Origin of the sequence: Solimonas terrae (assembly GCF_011067135.1) — a bacterium.
Taxonomy (GTDB): domain Bacteria; phylum Pseudomonadota; class Gammaproteobacteria; order Nevskiales; family Nevskiaceae; genus Solimonas; species Solimonas terrae.
Genome location: NZ_JAAMOW010000003.1, coordinates 299,375 through 323,439, shown reverse-complemented (window position 1 = coordinate 323,439; position 24,065 = coordinate 299,375). Strand labels below are relative to the sequence as shown.

The 24,065-nt window shown below is 66.2% G+C and carries 19 protein-coding genes; 11 read left to right on the top strand and 8 right to left on the bottom strand.

Annotated features, from left to right (window positions below):
* Positions 1–136: 136 nt before the first annotated feature.
* Positions 137–1,159, top strand: a complete 1,023-nt coding sequence (locus G7Y85_RS07365) for an AI-2E family transporter (protein WP_166254222.1) — start codon at positions 137–139, stop codon at positions 1,157–1,159.
* Here G7Y85_RS07365 and G7Y85_RS07360 read toward each other — a convergent pair whose 3' ends face one another.
* Genes G7Y85_RS07360 through G7Y85_RS07330 form a run of 7 tightly spaced genes read right to left on the bottom strand, consistent with a single transcriptional unit; the run spans position 1,160 to position 11,715 of the window.
* Positions 1,160–2,131, bottom strand: a complete 972-nt coding sequence (locus G7Y85_RS07360; protein WP_166254219.1) for an MBL fold metallo-hydrolase — start codon at positions 2,129–2,131, stop codon at positions 1,160–1,162.
* A 43-nt stretch (positions 2,132–2,174) separates the two neighbouring features.
* Positions 2,175–3,116: a helix-turn-helix transcriptional regulator gene (locus G7Y85_RS07355; protein ID WP_166254216.1), complete on the bottom strand. Its 942-nt coding sequence runs from the start codon at positions 3,114–3,116 to the stop codon at positions 2,175–2,177.
* A gap of 51 nt (positions 3,117–3,167) precedes the next feature.
* Positions 3,168–4,094 carry a cation diffusion facilitator family transporter gene (locus G7Y85_RS07350; protein ID WP_166254213.1) on the bottom strand — a complete coding sequence of 309 codons (927 nt, stop codon included), beginning with the start codon at positions 4,092–4,094 and terminating at the stop codon, positions 3,168–3,170.
* Positions 4,091–4,582, bottom strand: coding sequence for a chemotaxis protein CheW (locus G7Y85_RS07345; RefSeq protein ID WP_166254210.1), 492 nt, complete (start codon positions 4,580–4,582; stop codon positions 4,091–4,093). The genes G7Y85_RS07350 and G7Y85_RS07345 overlap by 4 nt, the downstream gene beginning before the upstream one ends.
* On the bottom strand, positions 4,579–10,791 hold the full coding sequence (locus G7Y85_RS07340) for a hybrid sensor histidine kinase/response regulator (RefSeq protein WP_166254207.1): 6,213 nt from the start codon (positions 10,789–10,791) through the stop codon (positions 4,579–4,581). Before G7Y85_RS07340 ends, G7Y85_RS07345 begins: the two co-directional genes overlap by 4 nt.
* Positions 10,788–11,345 carry a chemotaxis protein CheW gene (locus G7Y85_RS07335; protein WP_166254204.1) on the bottom strand — a complete coding sequence of 186 codons (558 nt, stop codon included), beginning with the start codon at positions 11,343–11,345 and terminating at the stop codon, positions 10,788–10,790. The genes G7Y85_RS07340 and G7Y85_RS07335 overlap by 4 nt, the downstream gene beginning before the upstream one ends.
* Positions 11,346–11,361: 16 nt before the next feature.
* Complete coding sequence (locus G7Y85_RS07330; protein WP_166254667.1) at positions 11,362–11,715, bottom strand: response regulator; 354 nt, start codon at positions 11,713–11,715, stop codon at positions 11,362–11,364.
* Positions 11,716–12,080: 365 nt separating this feature from the next.
* On the opposite strand from G7Y85_RS07330, the gene gshA reads away from it, so the two are divergent.
* The 10 genes from gshA to G7Y85_RS07280 all read left to right on the top strand — a co-directional run bounded on the left by gshA (position 12,081) and on the right by G7Y85_RS07280 (position 23,384).
* On the top strand, positions 12,081–13,415 hold the full coding sequence (gene gshA / locus G7Y85_RS07325) for a glutamate--cysteine ligase (RefSeq protein ID WP_166254199.1): 1,335 nt from the start codon (positions 12,081–12,083) through the stop codon (positions 13,413–13,415).
* A 74-nt stretch (positions 13,416–13,489) separates the two neighbouring features.
* Positions 13,490–14,263: a hypothetical protein gene (locus G7Y85_RS07320; protein WP_166254196.1), complete on the top strand. Its 774-nt coding sequence runs from the start codon at positions 13,490–13,492 to the stop codon at positions 14,261–14,263.
* 58 nt (positions 14,264–14,321) lie between these two features.
* Entirely contained in the window at positions 14,322–15,281 is a 960-nt protein-coding gene (gene gshB, locus G7Y85_RS07315; protein WP_166254193.1) for a glutathione synthase, read from the top strand.
* Between the two features lie 61 nt (positions 15,282–15,342).
* The gene (locus G7Y85_RS07310; protein ID WP_166254190.1) at positions 15,343–15,903 is read left to right on the top strand and encodes a YqgE/AlgH family protein; all 561 of its coding nucleotides are present in this window, start codon (positions 15,343–15,345) and stop codon (positions 15,901–15,903) included.
* A 156-nt stretch (positions 15,904–16,059) separates the two neighbouring features.
* A complete protein-coding gene (gene ruvX / locus G7Y85_RS07305; protein WP_166254187.1) occupies positions 16,060–16,473 on the top strand; it encodes a Holliday junction resolvase RuvX in 414 nt (137 codons plus the stop codon).
* Between the two features lie 60 nt (positions 16,474–16,533).
* Positions 16,534–17,535 (top strand): aspartate carbamoyltransferase catalytic subunit, encoded by a 1,002-nt coding sequence (locus tag G7Y85_RS07300; RefSeq protein ID WP_166254184.1) that lies wholly within the window; start codon positions 16,534–16,536, stop codon positions 17,533–17,535.
* On the top strand, positions 17,532–18,869 hold the full coding sequence (locus tag G7Y85_RS07295) for a dihydroorotase (RefSeq protein WP_166254181.1): 1,338 nt from the start codon (positions 17,532–17,534) through the stop codon (positions 18,867–18,869). Before G7Y85_RS07300 ends, G7Y85_RS07295 begins: the two co-directional genes overlap by 4 nt.
* Positions 18,870–19,097: 228 nt before the next feature.
* On the top strand, positions 19,098–19,463 hold the full coding sequence (locus G7Y85_RS07290; RefSeq protein WP_166254178.1) for a response regulator: 366 nt from the start codon (positions 19,098–19,100) through the stop codon (positions 19,461–19,463).
* A 30-nt stretch (positions 19,464–19,493) separates the two neighbouring features.
* Positions 19,494–21,503 (top strand): methyl-accepting chemotaxis protein, encoded by a 2,010-nt coding sequence (locus G7Y85_RS07285; RefSeq protein ID WP_166254175.1) that lies wholly within the window; start codon positions 19,494–19,496, stop codon positions 21,501–21,503.
* Between the two features lie 228 nt (positions 21,504–21,731).
* Positions 21,732–23,384, top strand: coding sequence for a phosphoenolpyruvate carboxykinase (ATP) (locus G7Y85_RS07280; RefSeq protein ID WP_166254172.1), 1,653 nt, complete (start codon positions 21,732–21,734; stop codon positions 23,382–23,384).
* 110 nt (positions 23,385–23,494) lie between these two features.
* Here the strand turns inward: G7Y85_RS07280 and G7Y85_RS07275 are convergent, their stop codons facing one another.
* Complete coding sequence (locus G7Y85_RS07275) at positions 23,495–23,914, bottom strand: hypothetical protein (protein ID WP_166254169.1); 420 nt, start codon at positions 23,912–23,914, stop codon at positions 23,495–23,497.
* Positions 23,915–24,065 lie beyond the last annotated feature (151 nt).

The following is a 24,065-nucleotide window of genomic DNA, read 5'->3' as shown; positions in this document are numbered from 1 at the left end:
AGCCGAAGCCGTTCAACAACCGCAACGACACGAATCGTCTTTCGATCCGGCCTGAAGGGGCCCGTGGCGCAGCCCATCTGCAGCAGCCGGCACGAAGGCTCCTTTATGATGGCCGCAGGTTCTCCCCCGCCCACTCATGAACAACGCCCCGACCCGTCACGTCTCGTCCTGCGACCTCGCCGCCTGGGGCATCAGCGCCGCCGCGCTGATCCTGATCATCGAACTTCATCTGCTGCCGGCACTGCTGGCCGGCCTGCTGGTGTTTCAGCTGGTCGACGTGTTGACGCCCTGGCTGCGGGTCAGTGCACTGGGGCGCGACGGACCTCGTCTGCTGGCCGTGACCCTGATCGCGACCCTGGTGATCACCGCGCTCGCCGCGGCCGGTCTCGGCGCGGTCGCGTTCCTGCGCAACAGTGCCGACAGCCTGCCGATCCTGATGCAGAAAATGGCGCAGATCATGGAGGATGCCCGCACGCATCTTCCGGAAAGCCTGCTGGCCTACGTGCCCGAAGATGCCGATGCGCTGCGCATCAAGCTGGTCGAGTGGCTGCGCCAGCACGCCGGGTCGCTGCAGCTGGCGGGTCGCGACTTCGGACGCTCGTTCGTGCATGTCCTGATGGGCATGATCATCGGCGCGCTGCTGTCCCTGCAGAAAGCGACACCACGCGCCGAACAGCGGCCGCTGTCGACCGCGATCACCGGCTATGCCGCAAGGCTGGCGACGGCATTCAGGCGTGTGGTGTTTGCGCAGGCCTGGATATCGGCGATCAATACCCTGTTCACCTGGCTGTATCTCGATCTCGTGCTGCCGCTGTTCGGAGTACACCTGCCGCTGAGCAAGACCCTGGTCGCGATCACGTTCTTCGCCGGCCTGCTGCCGATCCTCGGCAATCTGATTTCCAACAGCGCGATCATCATCGTCAGCTTCAGCAAGGGCCTGCCGATCGCGGCCGCGTCGCTCGGCTATCTGATCGTGATCCACAAGCTGGAGTATTTCCTCAACGCGCGCATCATCGGCGCCAACATCCGCGCCGCCGCCTGGGAACTGCTGATCGCGATGCTGGTGATGGAAGCCGCGTTCGGCATTCCGGGCCTGATCGCCGCGCCGATCTTCTACGCGTATTTCAAGGAAGTCATGCGCGAGAAGGACCTGGTCTGATCAGGCGCGTCGCTGGTCGAGCCAGACGCCCAGCCCCTGCGCGTTGAGTTCGAGGTCGTCATCGAGCAGCGCCCGGACCTCGGCATCCGGCAACCGGCAGCCATGCGCGCGCACGGCGGCGAGCACGTCATCGGTCAGCGCACGCCGCAATCGTGCGTGGCGATCCTGCACGGCGGCCAGTTCGGTGGCCATCAGCTCGTAGCGGGCGATGCCGTTGCGCAGGGTCTGCGCCAGCGCCGGCACGTTTTCGACACTGGCGTAGTGCGTGAGGAACATGCGCTGCGGCGCAAACGACAGATAGCGGTCCAGGGTCTGCCGCCAGGCGTCCGGCTCGAACTGCACCGGGGTCGTCGTCGGCATCACGAACGGTCCGGCCGCGGTATCGAACTCGCGATACGACAAGCCGAAAGTGTCGCCGGTGAAGAACCCGCGACTGACCGCGTCCCAGATACTGAAGTGATGACGCGCGTGCCCGGGCGTATCGACAAACTGCAGCGTGCCGTCACCGAGTGGCAATTGCTCGCCGTCCTGCGGACTGCGCACACGGGCTTCCGGCACCGCCGCAATCTCGCCGTACATGCGCTCGACGGCCTCGGCGCCGTAGACGGCCGAAGCCCCGGCGATCAGCTTGCCGGGGTCGATCAGATGCCGCGCGCCGCGTGCATGCACGATCAGCTGCGCATTCGGCAGCTCCCTCATCAGCACGCCGGCACCGCCGGCATGATCGAGATGCACATGCGTCGGAATGACGTAGCGGACGCGCTCGCGGGCGAGTCCGCGTTCGTCGAGCAGGGCCAGCAGGCGCGGCACGCCGTGCGAGGTGCCGGCTTCGATGAACGCCAGATCGTCGCCACGTTCGAGCAGATAGCAGCAGGCCATCAGTGGCCGGTTCTGCAGCGTGTCGATGCAGCTGATGCCGAAGCCGAGATCGCGGGCGGGCGCCGGCATTGCGGCTTGCTTGGTATTGGACATGACGGGCAGCGGAACAGGTTGAAAATGGAAAGGACGGCGAGCGCTAGGCCGCCTTGACCTCGACCGCGCGACGCAGCAGCTCGACAAGCTCTTCACGCCGGTAAATGCCGAGCTTGCGATAGATCCGCGACGCGTGATTGGCGACCGTGCTGATGGCGATTTCATACTCGCGGGCGACGCTCTTGAAAGTCTTGCCCAGCGCCAGCGCGCGGGCGATTTCCTGCTCGCGCGGCGACAGCACATCGAGCGGATGCGGCCGTCGCGCATTGAGCAGGAACAATGCGCCCTGCGCCTGCACGCGAAAATGCAGGCTGCCGATCTGGAACGGCGCAGGCTCGTCGAGGCGCTCGGCGGACAGCGGAAACGGCAACCTGGCGAAATCACGATCGCCGAATTCCAGCGCCAGCAGTTCGCGAAAGCGCTCGCTGGCGACATAGATCGCACCACGGGCGTCGACCAGTGCCGCCGAACCACGCGAGGCGCGGCCCATGTTGATCAGCCACTCGTCACGCGCGACGAACTGGCGCAGGGCCAGCGACGCCGCCTGCACCAGATGGCCGGCGGCACGGCGCAGTGCGACGCCGTCGAGCGTCGCATCACTCGGCTGCAGGGCCAGCACGCTGCGCAGGTGCGCGCCGCGATGATCCATCGCCAGCGCCAGCACGTCGGGCCTGGCTTCCGGGCTGGTCGCGATCATTTGCTCGCGATGACCGGGCGTGAACTCCAGCGCGGCCAGCGTCCCTTCCGAAACCGGAAAACCGGGCGGCCAGCAGGCGAACTCGCCGTGCCGGTTGTCGCGCACATGTATGCACCAGGCGGCGCCACGCGCATGCGTCCACTCGCACAGCAGACGCAGGGCATTTTCGCGAAACGCGAGCCAGTCGAGCTGGAACGCGTCCGCGTAGACCGACTCGATCAGCCGGTCGAGGTCGCGGGTCGAATCGCCATCCATGGTGGTCGGGCCTGCCGAAGTCATCGATGCCATTGTAAGCATCCGCCGCCACCCTCCGTCGAGCACGACGCGATCGGCATGCGCTCAGGGCGGTTCCGGCGCAAAGCGTTCGAGCTGCTCGTCGTCCTGCGAGACCGGGTCCTCGATCGGTTCCAGATGCGTGAGAATCGCCACCGGTCCCAGTCTGGTGGCGACCGCCAGCTCGATGGCCTCGACCAGATCGTGACCCTGCTGCACGGTCCAGGCGCCGGGCACCAGCACATGCATGGTCACGAACCGGCGACTGCCGGCGGTGCGCGTGCGGATCGCGTGAAAATCGATGTTCTGCGCGCGATACTCGGCCAGCACTGCTTCGAGCCCCGCCCGTTCTTCCGCGGTCCAGGCATGATCCATCAGGCCCCGCGCGGAACTGCGCAGCAGCCGGAAGCCGGTCAGCAGCAGATAGGCGGCGACCGCAATCGCGATCAATGCATCGAGCACCAGCCAGCCGCTGAGCGCCACCACGCCGACCGCGAGCACGATCCCGGCCGTGGTCCAGACATCGCTGAGCAGGTGACGGGCATCGGCTTCCAGCGCCGGCGAGCGGTGGATTCGCGCGTTCCGCAGCAGCAGGCGCGCGACCACCAGGTTGACCAGCGACGCCAGCACGCTGATCGCGAGGCCGATTACCGGCCGATCGAGAGGCTGCGGATCGAGCAGCCGCGGCCAGGCGCTGTAGATGATCGCCAGCGCGGCGATGAAGACCAGCGCCCCTTCGAAGCCGCTGGAGAAGTACTCGGCCTTGTCGTGCCCGAACGCATGCTCGTCATCGGGCGGTTGTCCGGCCCAGCGCAGGCTGAGGAACGCGACGATGCTGGCGCCGAGATTGACGAAGGACTCGAAGGCATCGGACAGCAGGCCGACCGAGCCACTCAGATGCCAGGCAGCGAATTTCAGCGCCATCGTCACTGCCGCCGCGGCAGCCGAGATCAGGGCGTAGCGCGCCGGCGACCCGGCCTGCGCTGACATCATCCGGCGACCGGCACGCTGGCAGGGGACAAGGCGCGGGCGATTTCCGCCTCGACCATGTCGAGATCCGGAATCAGCGCGACCTGGTTGGCGACGCGCACGCGCGACAGCAGCAGCTCGTTGCGATCGCTTTCGCGCAGCGGCTCCGGCTGCAGGGCGATGCGGGTCAGGGTCACCAGATGCGGATACGCCTGCGTGATCAGCGCAAACTGACCCGACGGCAGGTGGCGGCCGTTGGAATTGATGATGACCACCCGTTCGCGCCGCGAGTCGGCCGGAACTGCAGCGCCATTGAGGACCTCGAAATGCAGGACCGGCAAGCGACGGCTGTTCCACTCGATGAAGCCGGCCAGCCACGACGGCAGGCGCAGATCCGGCTGCACCGCATCGCGCGCGACGACCTCGGCGATCGCGATGTTCGGCAACAACAGCGTGTCGCCGGCCAGTGCGATCAGCACCGCGTAGAGCTGCTTGCTGGTTTCGGCGCTCATGATTCCTTGAGGACTCCGCGCAGTTCGGTGAGCAGCTGATCGTCCTGATAAGGCTTGATCAGATAGCGGTTGACCCCCAGCGACTGCGCACGGTCACGATGCTTTTCGCCGGAACGCGACGTGATCATGATGATCGGCGTCTTCGCGATGCGCGTGGTATTGCGCACATAGGCGGCGACCTCGAAACCGTCGGCGCGCGGCATTTCGATGTCGAGCAGGATCGCCAGCGGCGCTTCGGTCTGCAGCTGCGCCATCGCGTCGAGACCATCCTTGGCGGTCACCACCGTATAGCCCTGACGCGTCAGCAAACGCTCGGTCACACGGCGGATGGTCAGGGAATCGTCGACGACCATGATCAGGCCACGCGTGGTCACCGCCGGCGCCACCGGCTCGCTGCCACCGACGGCCGTACGCAAGGCGCGGCGTGCCGCATCCTGTGCCAGTTCCGCGAGATCGAGGATCAGCATCGCGCGACCATCGGCGAGTATGGTGGCGCCGCTGACACCCGGCACGCTGCTGACCTGCGCGCCGACCGCCTTCGAGACGATCTCGCGATTGCCGAGCAGATTGTCGACGACCACCGCATAGCGGCGATCGCCGGCACCGATGCCTTCCGGCAGACGCACGAGTATTGCGTGCGCCGCTTTCGAATCCTGCGAAGCGGGCGCCGCGACGCTGCCGAGAAAAGCCGCCAGCGAGCGCACGCGATAGTCGGCGCCGCCGTAGACGAAGGCCGGACCGCCGTCGGCGTAGTACGCCGCCAGTTCCTGGCGCGGAATGCGGACGATGCCTTCGATGCTCGACAAGGGGATCGCGTAGGACTCGCCACCGACGTCGACAAGCAGCGCCTGCGACAAGGCCAGATTGAGCGGCAGGCGGACGAGGAAGCGTGCGCCCCTGCCCGGCTGCGACGACAACTCCAGGGTGCCGCCGAGCTGTTTGACTTCGGCTGCGACGACGTCCATGCCGACACCGCGACCGGCATCCTGGGTCAGCGTGCGCGCGGTCGAGAAGCCCGGCATGAAGATGAACTGCGCGGCCTGTTCGTCGCCGATTTCGGCGTCGGCCGGCATCAGGCCGCGCTTGATCGCGGTGGCGCGAATCGCGTCGAAATCCAGACCGCCACCGTCGTCCTGAACCTCGACGTTGAGCTGTGTGCCTTCACGCCAGAGATTGATGCGGATCTCGCCGTTCGGGGCCTTGTTGCGACCGACGCGCTCGGCCGGCGGCTCGATGCCGTGCACGACCGCATTGCGCAGCAGATGCTCGAGCGGTGCGGTCATTCGTTCCAGCACGTTGCGATCGAGTTCGGCATCGGCGCCGGAGAACAGGATGTCGGCGCGCTTGCCGTTCTCGATCGCGGTCTGCTGCACGACGCGCTGCAGACGCGCCGCCTGGCGCGAGAAGGGCACCATCAGCGTGCGCATCAGGCCCTGCTGGACCTCGGTGTTGATGCGCCCCTGCTGCTGCAGCAGGGTTTCGGCGCCGATCGCATAGGTTTCCATCGCCGTATGCAGGGCCGAGAGATCGCCGACCGATTCGGCCAGCGCCCGCGACAGTTCCTGCATGCGCGTGTAGCGATCCATTTCCAGCGGATCGAACTCGCCGGCATAGCGATCGGCGTTGTCGGCCTGGGTCAGGCCACGCGCGGCGATCTGCGCATCGGTCTCGATGTCGAGCTGGCGCAGCTGTTCGCGGACACGCGTCACCGCCTGCGCCATTTCGGCGAGCTGCGCCTCGATGCCGCTGTTGTGCTCTTCAAGGCGCGAACGGTAGATCGAGATTTCGCCTGCTTCGTTGAGCATGCGGTCCAGTGCCTCGACCGGCACGCGCGCGGTTTCGCGCTTGAGTCCGATCTCGCGCTCGGAATCCTCGTCCGGTCGCCAGAACAGTTCCGGGTCCCAGAGACCGGTCGGCACCGGCGCCGGCGGCGCTGGCTGCGGGCCGACATCGTCGGCGTGCAGCAGCCCGGAAAAATCGCCGCGTTCAAGACGATCAGTCATACGCCGCAAGCCGGCGACAGCCTCGCCGACCGGCGCCAGCGCGTCGGCCTGCAACGCGCCGGAGGCTTCCAGCGCCGCCAGTCGCGTTTCCAGCTCGTGCGCCGCGTCGCCCATCGCGAACAGGCCGGTCATGCGGGCACCGCCCTTGAGCGTATGCAGCGCGCGCTGCATCTCCTGCGCCGGACCGGCCTGCGTCGGTGCAACCTGCCAGCGCGCATACGCCTGTTCGAGCTGCTCCAGCAGTTCGGTCGCCTCGCCACCGAAGATCTGCATCAGATCGGCGTCCAGCGTCGCGCTCTCGCGCGCCGGCGCGTACGCCGGGCCGGCATGAGGGCGTTCGCCGTCCGTACGTGACGCGGCGTTCTCGGGATCGACGGCAATCGCGACGACAGCGTCGGCCACGGCAGGCGCATCAGGCACCGGCTCGACTGCCGGCAACTCGTCGGCAGGCGCGGCCTCATGTTCCTGGAAGAACGCGAAGGCCGGCTCATCGAGCGTCGGCGCCGTCTCGGCCTCGAACACCGGAGCACCGCCGTCGCCGCTCAGTTCGATCGTCTCGTCGTCGGCATTGTCCGCGGCTTCGGCGCCAACCTCCGGTCCACCGAACGCCGGCGACGCCGAGCCGTTCGGCGTGGCCTCGAACTCGGCGAGCAGGGCGCGCAGATCCGGCAGATGCCCGCGCTTGAGGTCGTCGAGCGCATAGTGCAGTCCGTCCGCGGCGAGTTGCAGACGGCCGGCAACCAGCTGCGGATCGGCACCGGCGCGATCCAGCAGGCTTTCGAGCGCGTGCGCCACGTCGCCGATCGACTCGACGCCAGCGACGCGCGCGCTGCCTTTCAGGGTATGCAGGACGCGACGCAGCTCGCCGAGCGCCCGGCCGTCGCGGGCGTCCTGCTCCAGCGCCGAATTGCAGTGGTCGAAGGACTCCAGCAGCTCCTCGGCCTCGGCGATGAAAATGTTCAGCAACTCGGGATCGACGCCCTGCTCCGACATCGCGTACAGGGCCGCCGGAACGGGGACCGGCGCACCGAGCACCTCGGTGGAGAACGGATCATCGATAGCGTCGTCTGCGGCCCCTTCGCTGTCGGCGACCGGCGGCATTTCGATGGCGTCCGGTTCGGCCGCCACGCTGAGCGACTCGACCACTTCCGGAACCAGCGACGCCGCCGGCTCGTCCGGGGGCGTCGCGACCGGCGTCGCCTCGCCCTCGTCCCAGCGCAGCGCCGCGATGCGTGCCAGCAGCTCCGGCGACTCGCTGCCCAGCTTGCCGTCGCGATAGTCGTCGAGCTGCTGATAGATCGCCTCGCAGAACGCATCGAGTTCGGTGAACGCCGCCGGCGACGGCACGATCGCGTCGGCGTTGCATTGTTCGATGCGCTTCTGCAGCGCGCGTGCGACATGACCGATCGCCGGACATTCGGCCATCAGCGCCGCACCGGTCAGCGTGTGAAAAACGACCTTGAGTTCCTGGCGGGTCGCCAGATCGTCGCGCGACTGTGCCCAGACTTTGAGCAGACCTTCGGCCTTCTGCACGAGGTCGAACGCCTCGGCGGCAAAAATCTCCGCGAGCTGGCGCGCTTCGTCGTCTTCGTGCAGACGATCGACGCTGCCCTGCAGCGACTCGATCTGTTCCAGCCACAGTCTCGCGTTCTGCTGGCCGACGGCGTCGCTGCCGACCTGCTCGCACCAGTTCCCCAGGGTTTCGGTCGCGGCTTCGATCAGGCTCAGCCCGGCGTCGTCGAGCCGCCCGTCGGCGTTCTTGAGTCGCTCCAGCCACTGCTCCAGCGCGGTCGCCAGCTCGCTGACCGCAGGCGCATCGACCAGTCGCGCCGAACCCCGCAGCGTGTGGAAGGCGCGAACCGCGTCGGCATCGATGACGTGCCGCGACATGTCGTGATCGAGCTTTGCCAGCCATTCACGGACTTCGGCGAGCTTCTCACGTGCATCCTCACGAAAAACCGTGGCCATGTCCGGCTCGGGCGCCGCGTCCGGATTGCGGCCCTCGGCATATTCACGCGCGCGATGCGCCACGGCCTCGACGGCGCTGTCCGCCTCGCGCTTGTCGCGGAACGCCTCGATCAGCGCCGGCAGCAGTGCAACGGCGTCATTGACGACCGCGACGATACCGGACGAGGTCGCCACCGAACCATCGAGGCAGCGATTCAGCAGACTTTCGATCGCCCACGAGAATTCGCCGAGCGCCTTGGCGCCGACCGTGCGGCCGCTGCCTTTCAGCGTGTGGAAGGCGCGACGCAGGGTGGCCAGACGCTCGCGCTCGCGCGGATCGCGCGTCCACGGCGGCAGGTTGTCACGCAGCGTCGCCAGCACTTCACCGGCTTCCTCGAGAAAGATCTCGCGTATTTCGTCATCGTCGCCGGCCGGCGCCGTATCGACAAGCGGTGCGGCGACTGTTTCCGCAGCCTCGCCCGACGGCGGCGCGGACGGTTCGGACGCCGCTTCCTCGCCCGCTCCGGCCATCGGCGCCATGTCGGCACGATCCGATGCGTCACGGTCACCGAACAGCAGACGGTCGATCTCGTCGAGCGACGCCTCGATCTGCGCCGGCAGGACTTCGGTCAGCGGCGACTGATCGCGCGCCGCTTCGATGTAGTACTCCAGCACGGCGACGGTGTCGGCGAAACGCTCGGCGAGCACGGTATTGCCGCGCAGGCGCGGAAATTCCGCGCTGGCGACGAAGCGCTGCAGCCGCCGCGCACTGTCGGCGACCTGCTCGCTGCGCAGGATCTGCAAGCCGGATGCAACTTCGTCGATCAACAGCGCGGCGTTCGGCAACTCGTTGCCGGCACCGGTCTTCAGGAAACTGTCGACCGACTGCTTGACGCGTGCCAGATTGACCAGCGATTCGCGGTACAGCGCGTTCACGCCTTCGGACAGATCGCGCGGTGTCGGCGTCTCGTCGTTCAGCTCGGAATGGCCGTCGGCCGGCTGGAACTGCCGGAACAGCGCGTCCTCGAGACTGCTTTCCACGCGCAGGATCGATTCGGCCAGCGCCAGCCACTGCGGCAACGGGGTTTCACTGCCGAGACCCTCAAGGCTCTGTGCCTGATGAACGACGGTCTGCTGCAGGACGCGCAAGCCCAGTGCGCCGAGCACGTCGGCGATGCGCTGCAGGCTCTTGCGCGCCTCGGCAAAACCGTCGGTGCTGCTGCCACCGGCGCGCACGACCAGGTCGATCTGGTCCTTGATGCGGGTGAAGTCGGCGCGAATCTCGTCGGAAACCTTGGCCAGCAGGGAGGTGCTCGGGCCGTGGATTCGACGGCGGCGCGCATCGAGCTCGACTGCGTCCGGCAGGCAGGCCGCGAGCTGGAAGTGCTTGCGCAGCGCCTGCACGCGCGCGCCGCGGCCGCGCGAACGGCCGACGAAGAACAGCAATTGCAGCGACAGCTCGTACGAACCGGCGGCGCCCGCATCTTCGCCATGGTCGGCGATCTGTTTGATCTGCTGGCCGACGCGGCCGAACAGGCGCTTGAGCTCGAGGGAATTTTCCAGCGTGCGCCCTAGCAGGGCTTCGATCGATGCCGCGGCACTGCGCCACAGCTGATGCGTTTCGGCGCGCGTCGCCTGTTGCGCGAGCTGTTCGCTGATCTTGCCGATCCGCGTCTCGGCGAGCTTCGCGTCCGGCGCACTGCGAATCCAGCTGAGCAACGAAACCTGGAACGCACTGAGATAGCGCTGCGCCTGCGCCTGCGCGGCGCGCGCGTCGCTGACCGCATCCTCGGGCAAGGGCAGCATGGCGCCGAGCGCCTGCATCTGCATCGTGAACAGCTCGGCCTCGGTCAGCACTGCCTGACCGCGCGCCAGACGCAATTCGTTGATCGCCGGCTGCAGCACCAGCACGCAGTCCGGCATCTCTTCCGACAGCGCCTGCAGATAGTCGGTGAGCTGCACCGTGCCACCCAGCAGCGCCGTGAACAGTACCTCGGTCTCGCGCGCACGCTTCTGCAGCAGATCGTGCAGACCGGCTGTCATTTCGCCGGCCAGCATCGACGCGCCGAAGCAGCGGATCATCGCCGCCGTACCACGCACCTGATGCAGCTCGACGTAGGCCTGTTGCAACGGCAGGGCGTCGTCCGGATTGTCGAGGTGCAGTTCGATCAGCGAGCGTGCGCGTGTCACGCTCTGGTCGAGTTCGCCGCGGACCCAATGCAGGCCGTTGACGGAAGCGGGTTTGAGCCGGGCATTCATGCGGCGGCCGCCCTGAAGGTCTCGCTGTGCGCAAGCCGGTGCAGACTGAACGCAAACCAGGGATGCCCTTCGCGCACGAAAGCACCGAGCAGAAACGGCGTATACGGCTGCGCGGTGGACTTCATCTCGTTGCGCTGCTCGCTTGCAGTGAACTGGCGATAGCCGGCAATTTCGTCGACCAGCAGCCCGGCCGGCGTGCGCTTGGAATTGAGGACCAGCACGCGCTGGCCACGCGTGTTGTCGCCCGGCGGGAGTTCGAAGAAACGCGGCAGATCGATGATGGCCAGCAGTTCACCGCGGACATTGGCCAGACCGCTAAGCCAGGGCTGCGCGTTCGGAACGCGCGTGGTACGCGGCGGCGCAATCACTTCGCGGACGTCTTCGCGCGGCGCCACGAACCACTGCGAGCCGAGCCGGAAACCCAGACCGGTCCAGCTCTGTGCCTGACCGCCGCTGCCGAGGGCATCGAGGCGGGCGGCACCCAGCCGCTCCTCAAGTTGTTCGAGGATTGCAAACGGTTCGTTGCGCAGGGCCCGCAGGTCGGTGGTGCTCATGGGACGTGGACCGGGGTCAGACGCGAACGTGTGCGCGCACGGCGCCCAGGAGTTCGTCGCGCGTGAACGGCTTGGTCAGATATTCGTCGGAGCCGACGATGCGACCGCGTGCGCGATCGAACAGCCCGTCCTTGGAGCTGAGCATGATCACCGGCGTGTTGCGGAACTGCGGATTGTTCTTGATCAGCGCACAGGCCTGGTAGCCGTCCAGGCGCGGCATCATGATGTCGATGAAGATCACGTCCGGACGGTGGTCGGAGATCTTCGACAGCGCCTCGAACCCGTCCTGCGCCGTGACGACCTCGTAGCCCTCGCGCGCGAGCAGCGTCTCGGCCGTACGCCGTATGGTCTGACTGTCGTCGATGACCATCACGCGTGCAGCAGCTTTTGCCTCAGTAGACACTCCCTTCCCCTTCAGACGGTTGCACTGCGCCTTGATTCAAGCGGTCACCAGGCCCCGGAAACGAAGTGTCGGTGCCAGCCTGCATCGTTGATCCGAAGATGGAGGACGATGGTCGCTTCAATAACACAGAGCATGGTTTTGTCATCGATCCGGCCTCTTCCCACCCCGATTGCAGGACGGCGCTCGGCGATTGACCGGCACTATCCGTCATATTGATGGCGACCGGACCAATATTGTGGTTTTTTAGCACAGTCTTGTAATGCTGCCTATCGCCACCAGATGCCCGAACACCTACCCGGCCACCGGACGCGCATGCGTTACCATCCGTTCCCATGAATACCCGCACTGCGACTCACCCCGTCCCGCGTCTGCTGACCGCCCAGACCGGCCCGTTGCTGCAGCTTGAATCGACGCTGCTGGAACGCGCGGCCGACATCGAAGCCTGGTTCCGCCAGCAGTGGCAGCACACGGCGCCGCCGTTCTACAGCTCGGTCGATTTGCGCAATGCCGGCTTCAAGCTCGCGCCGGTCGATACCAATCTGTTCCCGGGCGGCTTCAACAACCTGAATCCGGCGTTCGAGGCCCTGTGCGTGCAGGCGCTGCAGGCGGCGATGGAGCGCGTCTGCCCGGAAGCCTCCGGCGTGCTGCTGGTGCCGGAGAACCACACGCGCAACAAGTTCTATCTCGAAAACGTCGCGACCCTGTTCGGTCTGATGAAGAAGGCGGGCTTCCACGTGCGCATCGGGTCGCTGATTCCGGAACTGCGCGAGCCGAGCGAGCTGACGCTGGAGATTTCCGGCCGCAAGCTGCTGCTGGAACCCGTGCGGCGTGACGGTGATCGCATCCACGTCGGCGACTTCTACCCCTGCAGCGTGCTGCTCAACAACGATCTGTCGGCCGGCGTGCCGGACGTGCTCAAGGACCTGAGCCAGGATATCGTGCCGCCGCCGGACGTCGGCTGGCACCTGCGCCAGAAATCGAACCACTTCGGCTTCTACCGCGAGGTCGCGCGCGAATTCGGGGTGATCGCCGGCATCGACCCCTGGCTGGTCGATCCCCTGTTCCGCAACTGCGGCCAGATCAACTTCATGAAGCGCGAAGGCGAGGAATGCCTGGAAGCCAATGTCGAACTGCTGCTGGAAGACATCCGCGCCAAATACGCCGAGTACGACATCAAGGAGGAGCCCTTCGTCATCATCAAGTCCGATGCCGGCACCTACGGCATGGGCGTGATGACGGCCCGGAGTGTCGAGGACGTGCGCAGCATGAACCGCAAGGCGCGCACCCACATGGCTTCCGCCAAGGAGGGCCGCGAAGTGACCGGCGCGATCATCCAGGAGGGCGTCTACACCTTCGAGAAGATGGGCACCGACGAAGCGACCGCCGAGCCGGTGGTCTACATGATCGATCGCCATGTGGTCGGCGGCTTCTACCGCCTGAACTCGCAGCGCGGCAATCAGGAAAACCTCAATGCGCCCGGCATGCGCTTCGAGCCGCTGGCGTTCGACGAACCCTGCAGCGCGCCGGATCACGACTGCGGCCCCGACGAAAGCCCGAATCGCTTTTATGCCTACGGTGTCGTCGCCCGCCTCGCGGCGCTGGCCGCAGCCCGCGAAATCGAGGCGGTCAGTCAGGTTCGTGCGCAGAGCGCGCCGGTCGCCGCCTGAATCACGCCACGGCTGGCATCTGAATTGCTGGGGAATGCGAACACGGATCTTTGATCGCAAGGGAGTTGCAACTCATGGCTTTTTCGGTCGCACGCCATCTGGCGCTTGCCGTACCGCTGCTGATGCTCCTGCCCACCGCGCAGGCAGCGGACTGCAACCTGGAGAAGCAGGTTGTCCTGCAACTGTTCGCGACCAAGCCCAGCGATCTGTTCACGCCGGCCGCGGCGCCGGTGGTGACCACCAGCTACCGGCTCGGCGAGGCTTTTGACGTCAAGGTCGGTGACGTGATCCTGCGTCGCCAGATCAATCCCGCCGGCGAAACCGCAAGTTTCGCGGACGATGTCAGCTACGGCTCCAGCCTGCCGTTCACGGTCAAGTACAAGCTCGCCAAGGATCAGTCCTATACCCTGCTCGCCATTCCCGCAGCGCCGGATTTGCGCGCGCTGGTACTGCCGGCGCTGCACGACGGCATGGACGAATACCTGTTCCTCACCAAGGATGGTCAGCTCTGCGAGCACGTGCTGACCTACACCCACTGGAACGAGGCCATCAACTACCGGATCGGCAGCTACAAGGCCAGCCCCGATATCGCGGCGACCATCGCCACGGGCACGCCTGACGCGTCGCTCGGTAACGGTACGACGCTGATTCTGAACGGTATCGACGCCGCAGCCATCGACCTGTCCAGCCGTGTCGCGGCCAACGGCAAGATGGGTGAAGCCACGCACCAGGCGTTCGACCGTTCGCTGAACGAAATACAGTTCGCGGGCTTCCGGCTCAAGATCGAATCGGTCACCAGCGACGGCCTCAGGCTCAGCGTCGTCGGCGAACCGGAGCAGGCGAACTAGGGCACAGGCCGGAGTCGGCACCATGGGCCGGATGCGGCCTTTCGGTTAGGCTCGCGCCATGGACAAGAACGCTTCACGCCGCACGCTCGGCGTCGTCATGGATCCGATCGGATCCATCAAGCCGTACAAGGACACCACGCTCGCGTTGATGCTGGCCGCGCAGCGGCGCGGCTTTCAGCTTCAGTACTTCGAAATGGCCGATCTGTGGCTGCGCGACGGCGTTGCATGTGGTCGCGCACGCAGCATCACGGTGTTCGACGACAAGCAGCGCTGGTTCGAATTCGGCGACACGCAAACCGTCGAGCTGGGATCGCTGGGTGCGATCCTCATGCGCAAGGATCCGCCGTTCGATCTCGAATACATCACGACCACCTACCTGCTCGAACGCGCCGAAGCGGCCGGCGCGCTGGTCGTCAACCGGCCGGGTTCGCTGCGCGACTGCAACGAGAAGATGTTCACCGCCTGGTTCACCGGGCTGACGCCGCCGACGCTGTTCGCGCGCGATCCGCAGGTGCTGCGCGCGTTTCATGCCGAGCATCGGGACGTCATCTACAAGCCGGTCGACGGCATGGGTGGTACGGGCGTGTTCCGCGTCGGTCGCGACGGTCTGAATCTGGGCGCCGTCATCGAACAACTGACGGAAATGGGCACGCGCGCGATCGTCGCCCAGCGCTATCTGCCAGCGATTGCCGAAGGCGACAAACGCATCCTGGTCGTCGACGGCGAACCGGTGCCCTACTGCCTGGCACGCATTCCGCAGGCCGGCGAGACGCGCGGCAATCTCGCCGCCGGCGGGCGGGGCGAAGCGCGGCCGCTGACCGCACGCGACCGCGAAATTGCCGAAACCGTCGGTCCGGAACTCAAACGCCGCGGCCTGCTGTTCGTCGGGCTCGACGTGATCGGCGACCATCTGACCGAAATCAACGTCACCAGCCCGACCTGCGCGCGCGAGATCGATGCCGCCTGCGGCACCGATATCGGCGGCCAGCTGATCGCGGCAATCGAGCGCCGTCTGTGAATGGCGACCGTTCGGCGGCGGCGCGCTTGTCGAGCGGCAGGTCGATGCCGATACTGAAGCCATGAGCGACGAGGACTATCTCAAGCATCAGTTCCTGGTGGCGATGCCCAGCCTGGAGGACGAGAACTTCACGCATACCGTGTCGCTGCTCTGCGAACACAGCGACGAAGGTGCGATCGGCCTGGTCATCAACCGCCCGACCGACCTCAAGCTCAGCGAAATGATGGAACAGATGGACCTCGAACACGCGGCCCTTGCCGACGAGGCAATCGTGTTCTGGGGCGGACCGGTGCAGCCGGAACGCGGCTTCGTCGTCCATCGCCAGCCCGGCGGCTGGGAATCGAGCATGGAAGTGGCGCGCGGCCTCTACATCACGACATCGCGCGACATCCTGCGTGCGATCGGCCTCGGCGAAGGCCCGGACGACTACATCGTCGTGCTCGGTTACGCCGGCTGGGGCGCGGGCCAGCTGGAAAGCGAAATCATGCACAACTCCTGGCTCAACACGCCGGTCGACGAGCAGATCCTGTTCAACATGCCGGCGCGCGACCGCTGGCAGGCCGCAACGCGCCTGCTGGGCGTCGATGTGACACAACTGACCGGCGACGCCGGCCACGCCTGAAATCGCTTCATCGACCCGCTGCGCTCGGCCTGTGACGCTTCTGCGCTGCCCGGCATCCTCACGTACTTGTCTGTACGCTGCGGTGCCTGCGCTGCTCGAAGCGCCACAGGCCTTCGCTCGCTACGGTTTCTGAAGCGATTCCCACTCAATCAAACGATGCCCGTCTATCTCGGTTTCGATCACGGTGAGAAACGCATCGGCGTCGCACTCGGCGACGATCTGACCGGTGCCGCGCGACCGCTGCCGGCGCTGGCGGACGGCGACTGGGCGGCGATCGAACGCATCATTACCGAGTGGCGGCCGGCGGCGCTGATCGTCGGACTGCCACTGAACGAGGATGGCGCCGAACAGAAGGCCAGCGTCGCGGCTCGACGCTTCGCCGCGCAACTCGCGCAGCGCTACCGACTGCCGGTCCATCACGTCGACGAACGTTATTCGTCGCGCGCCGCCGACGATGCCCTGCGCGACGCCCGCGCCAGCGGCCGCATGACGCGCCGTATCCGCAAGGGCGACCGCGACGCGCAATCGGCGCGGGTCATTCTCGAGCAGTGGCTTGCCGGCGAAAGCTGAGGTACTTCGCAATTGGCGGCGCAGTGGGCGAGAATATGCAAATCGCATGAATACGCCCGCATGAAGCCGACGCTACAACTCGACGCACAAGGCCGCCTGCGCCATCTGCTGACGCTGGAAGGCCTGTCCCGCGAATTGCTGCTGAAGATCCTCGATGAAGCCGAGGCCCACGACAAGGCGCTGCGTGGTGCCGACAAGAAGCAGTCGACGCTCGCCGGGCGTTCGATCATCAACCTGTTCTTCGAGCCGAGCACGCGCACCCGAACCACGTTCGAGCTGGCGGCGATGCGTCTGTCGGCCGATGTCCTGAACCTTCAGGTCTCGGCATCGTCGACCTCGAAGGGCGAAACCCTGTTCGACACGCTGAAAACCCTGGAGGCGATGCAGGCCGACATGTTCGTGGTCCGCCACGAAGCCTCCGGCGCCGCGCACTTCTTCGCCGAACACGCGGCGCCGGGCGTCGCGATCCTCAATGCCGGCGACGGCCGCCACGCGCATCCGACGCAAGGGCTGCTCGATCTGTTTACGATCCGCCGCTACAAGGGTCCGGCCGACGACTGTTTCGAAAAGCTGACCGTCGCGATCGTCGGCGATGTGCTGCATTCGCGCGTCGCCCGCTCCGACATCCACGGCCTGCGCACGCTCGGCACGAAGGAAATTCGCGTGGTCGCGCCGCCGACCCTGATACCGGCCGGTATCGCCGACATGGGCGTCAAAGTGTTCCACGACCTCGACGCGGGCCTGGCCGGCGCCGATGTCGTGATCCTGCTGCGGCTGCAGAAGGAACGCATGCTCGGCGCCTTCCTGCCGTCGCTTGCGGAATTCCATCGCGACTTCGGCCTGAGCAAGGCACGCCTGGCGAGGCTCAAGCCGGAAACCATCGTCATGCATCCCGGCCCGATCAATCGCGGTGTCGAGATCGGCGGCGACGTTGCCTACGGCCCGCAATCGCTGATCCTGCAGCAGGTCAGCCACGGCATTGCGGTGCGCATGGCGGTGATGTCGATGATCCTCGGCGCGCCGGCAACGGAACGCGCGCGCGCCCGACGGAGCCGCCGATGACAGCAGGCCCACAGGACTGGTCGGCAGCACGCGCGGCCCCGGCAGCCGGCACGCCACCACGCTCGCTGCTGATCCGTGGCGCCCGCGTGCTCGATCCGGCCAGCGGCCATGACGGCATCGCCGATGTCGGCATTCGCGATGGCGTCGTCAGCGACATCGGCGCAAGTCTGCCGACGGACCGTTTCGAACAGACGATCGATGGCCGCGGTCAGTGGCTGATGCCCGGCATCGTCGATCTGTGTGCGCGCTTCCGCGAACCCGGGCAGACACACAAGGCCAGCTTCGCCAGCGAAACGCCGGCCGCGCAGGTCGGCGGCATCACCACCGTGATCCTGCCGCCCGACAGCCAGCCGGCGATCGATTCGCCGGCGACGCTGCTGCGCGTGCAGCGCATCGCTGCTCAGGTCGGCGGGCTTGATGTGCGCGTGCTCGGCGCCCTGACCAAAGGTCTGGGTGGCGAAGCGCTGGCGGAGCTCTCGGCATTGCGCAGCGCGGGAGCGGTCGGCGCCAGCCAGGCCCTGCAGCCGATTCGCGACATGCTGGTCGCACGCCGCGCGCTCGAATACGCACATGGACTCGGACTGACGGTGCATGTGTTCGCGCAGAACGCGGCGCTGGCGGCCGGCGGCTGTGCGCACGAAGGCGCGGTCGCGACGCGTCTTGGCCTGGCCTCGATTCCGGTTGCCGCCGAAGTCTCCGGCATCCGCTTCTGGATTTCGCTGGTCGAGGACACCGGCGCGCGCATCCACTTCTGCCGGCTGTCCACCGCGCGCGGCGCCGAACTGGTCGCCCTCGCCCGGGAACGCGGTCTTCCGGTCACCGCGGATGTGGCGGCGCATCAGCTGTTCCTGACCGACACCGACGTCGACGGTTTCAATGCGCTCTGCCACGTCATGCCGCCGCTGCGCAGCAGCGAGGATCGCGATGCCCTGCGCCAGGCGGTCGCCGACGGCGTGATCGGCGCGATCTGCTCCGATCACCAGCCGCACGAAGCCGACGCCAAGATCAATCCGTTCCCGATGACCGAGCCCGGCATCTCGGCACTGGAGACCCTGCTGCCGCTGAGTCTGGCGCTGGTCCATGAAGGCGTGCTGACGGCACTGGATGCCGCGGCGCGCCTGAGTCTGGGTCCGGCACGCATCGCCGGACTGGACGCCGGGACGATCACCGTCGGTGCGGCTGCCGATCTGACCCTGATCGATCCGGCGCGCGAGTGGGTGCTGCGCGCCGATCATCTGCGCAGCGCCGGACGCCACACGCCGTTCGACGGCCGCAGCTTCAGAGGCTGCGCAAGCACCACCTTGTATCGCGGCGAACCGGTGTTCGTCGGCTAGCGCTGCTCCGACACGGAGGAAACGCCGGCGAGTGCTGCCGGGCCTTGTGCCGACGGCAACCCGGATCGAAGGGCCGGCGACGACGACACGCAAGCGCCTGCCGGCACGACGGGAACGCACCTGGAACGAACGGTTTGCCGATGGCATGGCGCTGGCGAGCCATTCCCTCGCCGCACGATGCACGGTATAAAGTGACGGACGACGCCCGCGGGGGGCGCAGGAGAACGTATGGCGCGGGTCATGATCGTGGATGATTCACCCACGGATGTTCTGAATCTCAAGGGCATATTGCAGAAAGCCGGACACGAGGTCATCGAATCGACCTCCGGACAGGATGCGCTGACGCGCGTCAAGGGCGAAAAGCCGGACGTCGTCATCATGGACGTCGTGATGCCCGGCGTGAACGGCTTCCAGGCCACGCGCACCTTGTCCAAGGATCCGGGTACCGCACACATTCCGGTCATCGTCGTGAGCAGCAAGAACCAGGAAACCGATCGCGTCTGGGCCTTGCGTCAGGGCGCCCGGGAATATCTGGTCAAGCCCGTCAAGGAAAGCGACCTGCTCGCCAAGATCAAAACCGTGCTCGGCGTCTGACGCCGGTCACACCGTCCCAGGGGAGGACATATGGCGGAACCATCCGCATCGGCACGCTCGCTGGGCAATCGGCGCGAGACCTTGCTGTTCACCAGCGCCGTCATTCTGATCACGATCGCACTGGTCGGCTTCTTTCTGTCGCAGCACACCAAGGGCCGCGAGGAAACCTGGGTTCAGCAGGCGCACGCACTGTCGACCAATCTCGGCGACATCAGCAAGGTCGGTGACGAAGCCGCGCGCGGCAGCAAGCCGGACTTCCTGCTGCTGTCGGCACGTTCGGAAGACATCGATGCCATCGTCCAGGGCCTGAGCAATGGCGACAGCGACGCCGGCGTCAGCCAGGTGCCCGACGCCGTCTCCAAGGAACTGGCCGCGACCGACGCCGCGTGGAAATCCATGCAGCAGGCGACACGGACGATCCTCAAGGCCGAAGACCCGTACGGCAAGACGGCGATGGCAACGGCGGCCATCATCGACGCCATCCACCCGGCCGATCCCGACAAGAAGGGCCTGTCGGATCTCTACCAGCAGGCCGCCAAACGACTGAGCCGCAGCGGTTCGCCCGACCAGATCGCCCGCGCCGTGCAGCAGGTCGTCCGGCTGGAGCGGATCACCAGCGAAGCGCGCCGCGTGCTCAATGAGGGCCGCGACGCGCAGGTCCATGCCGACGCGCTGGTCGACGAGTTGCAGGGTTTCAATACCGACAACGAAGCGCTGATCACCGACGCCGCCACCGCCGCCGCCGCGCGCGAAGCCCAGGACCAGTTCAGCAACCTGAGCAGCGCCGTGGCCGACATCAAGGCATCGGCGCCGGCTGTGGCGCAGATGCAGATTGCCGCCGCCGACCTCAAGGCACGCGCCGCCAATGTCATTTCGGCCGCGTCCGAGCTCGAACAACGCCTGATCGACACGCGCACCCAGCAATTGGTGCTGCCGATCGTCGTGTACGTCGCCGGTGCGCTGGCCATCCTGGCGCTGATCGCGTTCGGCGTGCTGACGGTCGTCGCGACCCGCGGCCGGCTGGCACGCGCCGAAGAACGCGATACCCGCCAGCAGCAGGCGATTCTGTCGCTGCTCGACGAAATCACCAATCTCGCCGACGGCGACCTGACGGTCGACGTTACCGTGACCGAGGATTTCACCGGCGCCATCGCCGACTCGATCAACTACACCGTGCAGAACATGCGCAACCTGGTCGGCACCATCACGTCGACCTCGGACGACGTCGCCAACGCCGCATCGGGCACCCAGGAGACCGCGCTGAAGATGAGCGCCGCCTCGGAACGCCAGGCGCGTGAGGTCACCGCCGTGACCAGCACGATCGCCGCCACCTCGCAGTCGATGCAGCAGGTGGCCAGCCAGGCCGAACGTCTGGCACAGCAGGCACAGGCCTCGGTGCAGGTTGCCCACGACGGTGCCGGCACCGTGAATCGGACGATTCTCGGCATGAGCGCGCTGCGCGAGCAGATCCAGGACACCTCGAAGCGCATCAAGCGCCTCGGCGAGTCTTCGCAGGAAATCGGCAACATCATCGAGTTCATCAACGACATCGCCGAACAGACCAACACGCTGGCACTGAACGCCTCGATCCAGGCGGCAATGGCCGGCGAAGCGGGCCGCGGCTTCGCGGTGGTCGCCGACGAAGTGCAGAAGCTCGCCGAGCGCGCCGCCACCGCCACGCGCCAGATCGAAACCCTGGTCAAGACCATTCAGGCCGACACGCAGGAAGCGATCACCTCGATGGAACGCTCGACGCAGAACGTGGTGAGCGGCGCGAAGAGCGCCGAGGAAGCCGGCCAGGCGCTGACCAAGGTCGAAAGCTCGTCGCAGGACCTGTCGAAGCTGATCACGGAAATCGCCGATTCGGCGCGCAACCAGTCGGCGGCGGCAACGCGAATCGCGGGCACCATGCAGGTCATTCGCGACATCGCCGTGCAGACCTCGGGTTCGGCCAGCCAGACCGCCCAGGCGGTCGGCAACCTCAACACGATGTCGGAAAAGCTCCGCGAGTCGGTCGCCGGTTTCACCCTGCCGCAGTAGGTATCCCGCCAAAAAGCACAAAAGCTGTCGCAAAAACCCGGCCCCAGCGCCGGGTTTTTTTGGTTTTGCGGTCAGTGTCAGGCAAGCTCCGAACTGGTAAAAAGTGCGCCCGGCTTGCTCGCTTGCGCCGATATTAGAGCTCCCCTTACCATTTGCCCCCTTTCGCGCCTGCCGGCGCCTGCGGCCCGCGGCCGCCAAATCGAATTCCGCCATTTCCGAGGACTTTGCATGCGCTTTCAGGCCGATCTTGAGAAGCTGTTCGGACTCAAAGACATTTCCTACAAATACGAACTGTCGAAAGCCGAGCTTTTTCACGAGGCAATTGCCAATGACCGGGGCCGCGTCCATCGCGACGGTCCGAGCGACGAACAGAAGGCCTTCCCGACCCGGCTCGGCGTCAATGGTCCGCTGGTCTATTACACCGATCCGGACTGCACCGGCCGCCGCACCAAGGACACCTACGCGGTGAACTGGCCGGAGGTCGCCGACGAAATCTGGTTCAAGGCCGACCTCAACCGCTACGAGCCTGCCCAGTACGAAGGCCTGCTCAAGCGCGTCATCGACCATCTCAACGCGAAGAAGGCGACGCTGTACGTGAAGGACGTCTTCATGGGCTCCGATCCGGACTTTGCGGTGCCGTACCGTTTCGTCGGCGAATACGCGACGCACGCGATGTTCGTGCACAACATGTTTCCGAAGAACCTCGCCGGCGTGAAGGACGTCGACGCACGCCGCTGGACCATGCTCAACGTGCCGAGCTTCGTCTGCGAACCGGCGCGTGACGGTTCCCGCTCGGAAGCTGCGGTGATCATCGACACGCGCAACAAGATCTGTCTCGTCGCCGGCCGTGCCGACTACTGCGGCGTCAACAAGAAAACCATCTTCACGGTCGGCAACTACCTGATGCCGAAGGAAGGCCGCCTGTCGATGCACTGCTCGGCCAACGTCGGCAAGAACAACGACGCGGCGATCCTGTTCGGCCTGTCCGGCACCGGCAAGACCACGCTGTCGGCCGACGCGTCGCGGCGCCTGATCGGCGACGACGAAACCATCTGGTCCGACAACGGCCTGTGCAATCTCGAGGACGGCTGCTACGCCAAGCTGATCGACCTCGACAAGAACGCCGAACCGGTCATCGCCGACGCCCTGAGCAAGGCCGGCACGATCATCGAGAACGTGCCGCCGCTGCCCGGCAAGAAGATGGAGGAGTGCCATCCGGACGAGCTCGATCTGTTCGACGGCTCCATCGCCGAGAACACGCGCTTCAGCTACCCGCTGGAAGCCAACCCGAATGTCATGCCGAACGGTCAGGGTCCGCACCCGCGCACCATCGTGCTGCTGACGGCCGATGCCTTCGGCGTGCTGCCGCCGATCTCGATTCTCGAACCGAAGGACGTGATGTACCACTTCGTGTCGGGCTTCACCGCGCGCGTTGCCGGCACCGAAGTCGGCGTCTCGGAGCCGCAGCCGACTTTCTCGGCCTGTTTCGGTGGCCCGTTCATGGCGCAGAAGCCGAATGTTTACGCCAGGCTGTTGGCCGAAAAGATGGAGAAGCACCACGCGCGCTGCATCCTGCTCAATACCGGCTGGAGCGGCGGCGCCTACGGTACCGGCAAGCGCATGAAACTGTCGGTCACGCGCGCCCTGCTCAACGCAGCCCTCAACGGCGAACTCGACGGTGTCGAAACCGAGACGCAGCCGATCCTGAATCTGAAAATGCCGAAGTCCTGCCCCGGCGTCGACAGCGCCATTCTCAACCCGCGCAACACCTGGTCCGACAAGGATGCGTACGACGCGACGGCAACCAAGCTGCGCGACATGTTCCGCGACAACTTCAAGAAGAAGGGATTCGCCGACTACGGCATCGAAGAACGGATCTGAACGCTCGGCCCGCCCGGGCCGGCCGCCCCGAGTCTCAGAAGTAGGCAATGCCGCAGCGCAATGCTGCGGCATTTTCGTTGGCGCGCCGCAACCGCAGCCGCACAGGAGTCTCAGGAAAGCTCGGCCCGGCGCGAGGAGCGGCCTCGATGCGACACCCGTTTGGACAACCGGATGGCATTCAGGGAACGCTTCCGCAAGTTCTGTGGCTTGCCCTTCTTCGCCTTCTTCGCGATGGGGCGGGCGGGCCTTCGGACGGCGGGCGTCGATGTCGTGGTCGTCGGGGTGGAGGCCGGTTTGAGCCGTCGCTCCTCAAGCCAGTCCAGGCTGATGAGGACAACCAGAGCGGACAGGCAGAGAGCCAATAGGACGGCCGGCAAGACCCACAGTGGCGCCGCCAGCAGAGTCGGAACCATAGTTTGTCCCAGCCCGGCGCCGCCCGCCGCGGCGCTGCCGGTCTTGATCGCCGCCCCGACGGCACTGGTCCGGACTACTCGAAAGCACCGCTGCGCCGCCTTTGAACGCGTGCCCATGTCGCCCCCTTCTGCCGGTCGCAAAGACAACCGCCGTGAGAACAAGCCTAGCGCCGTGATCCTCGGAAGTTCTTCCCGACGGCTGGAAATTTCCTTCCATTCTTATGACGAAACCGTCCAGCTGTGACAGAGCGCACAGTGTTGCGCACTT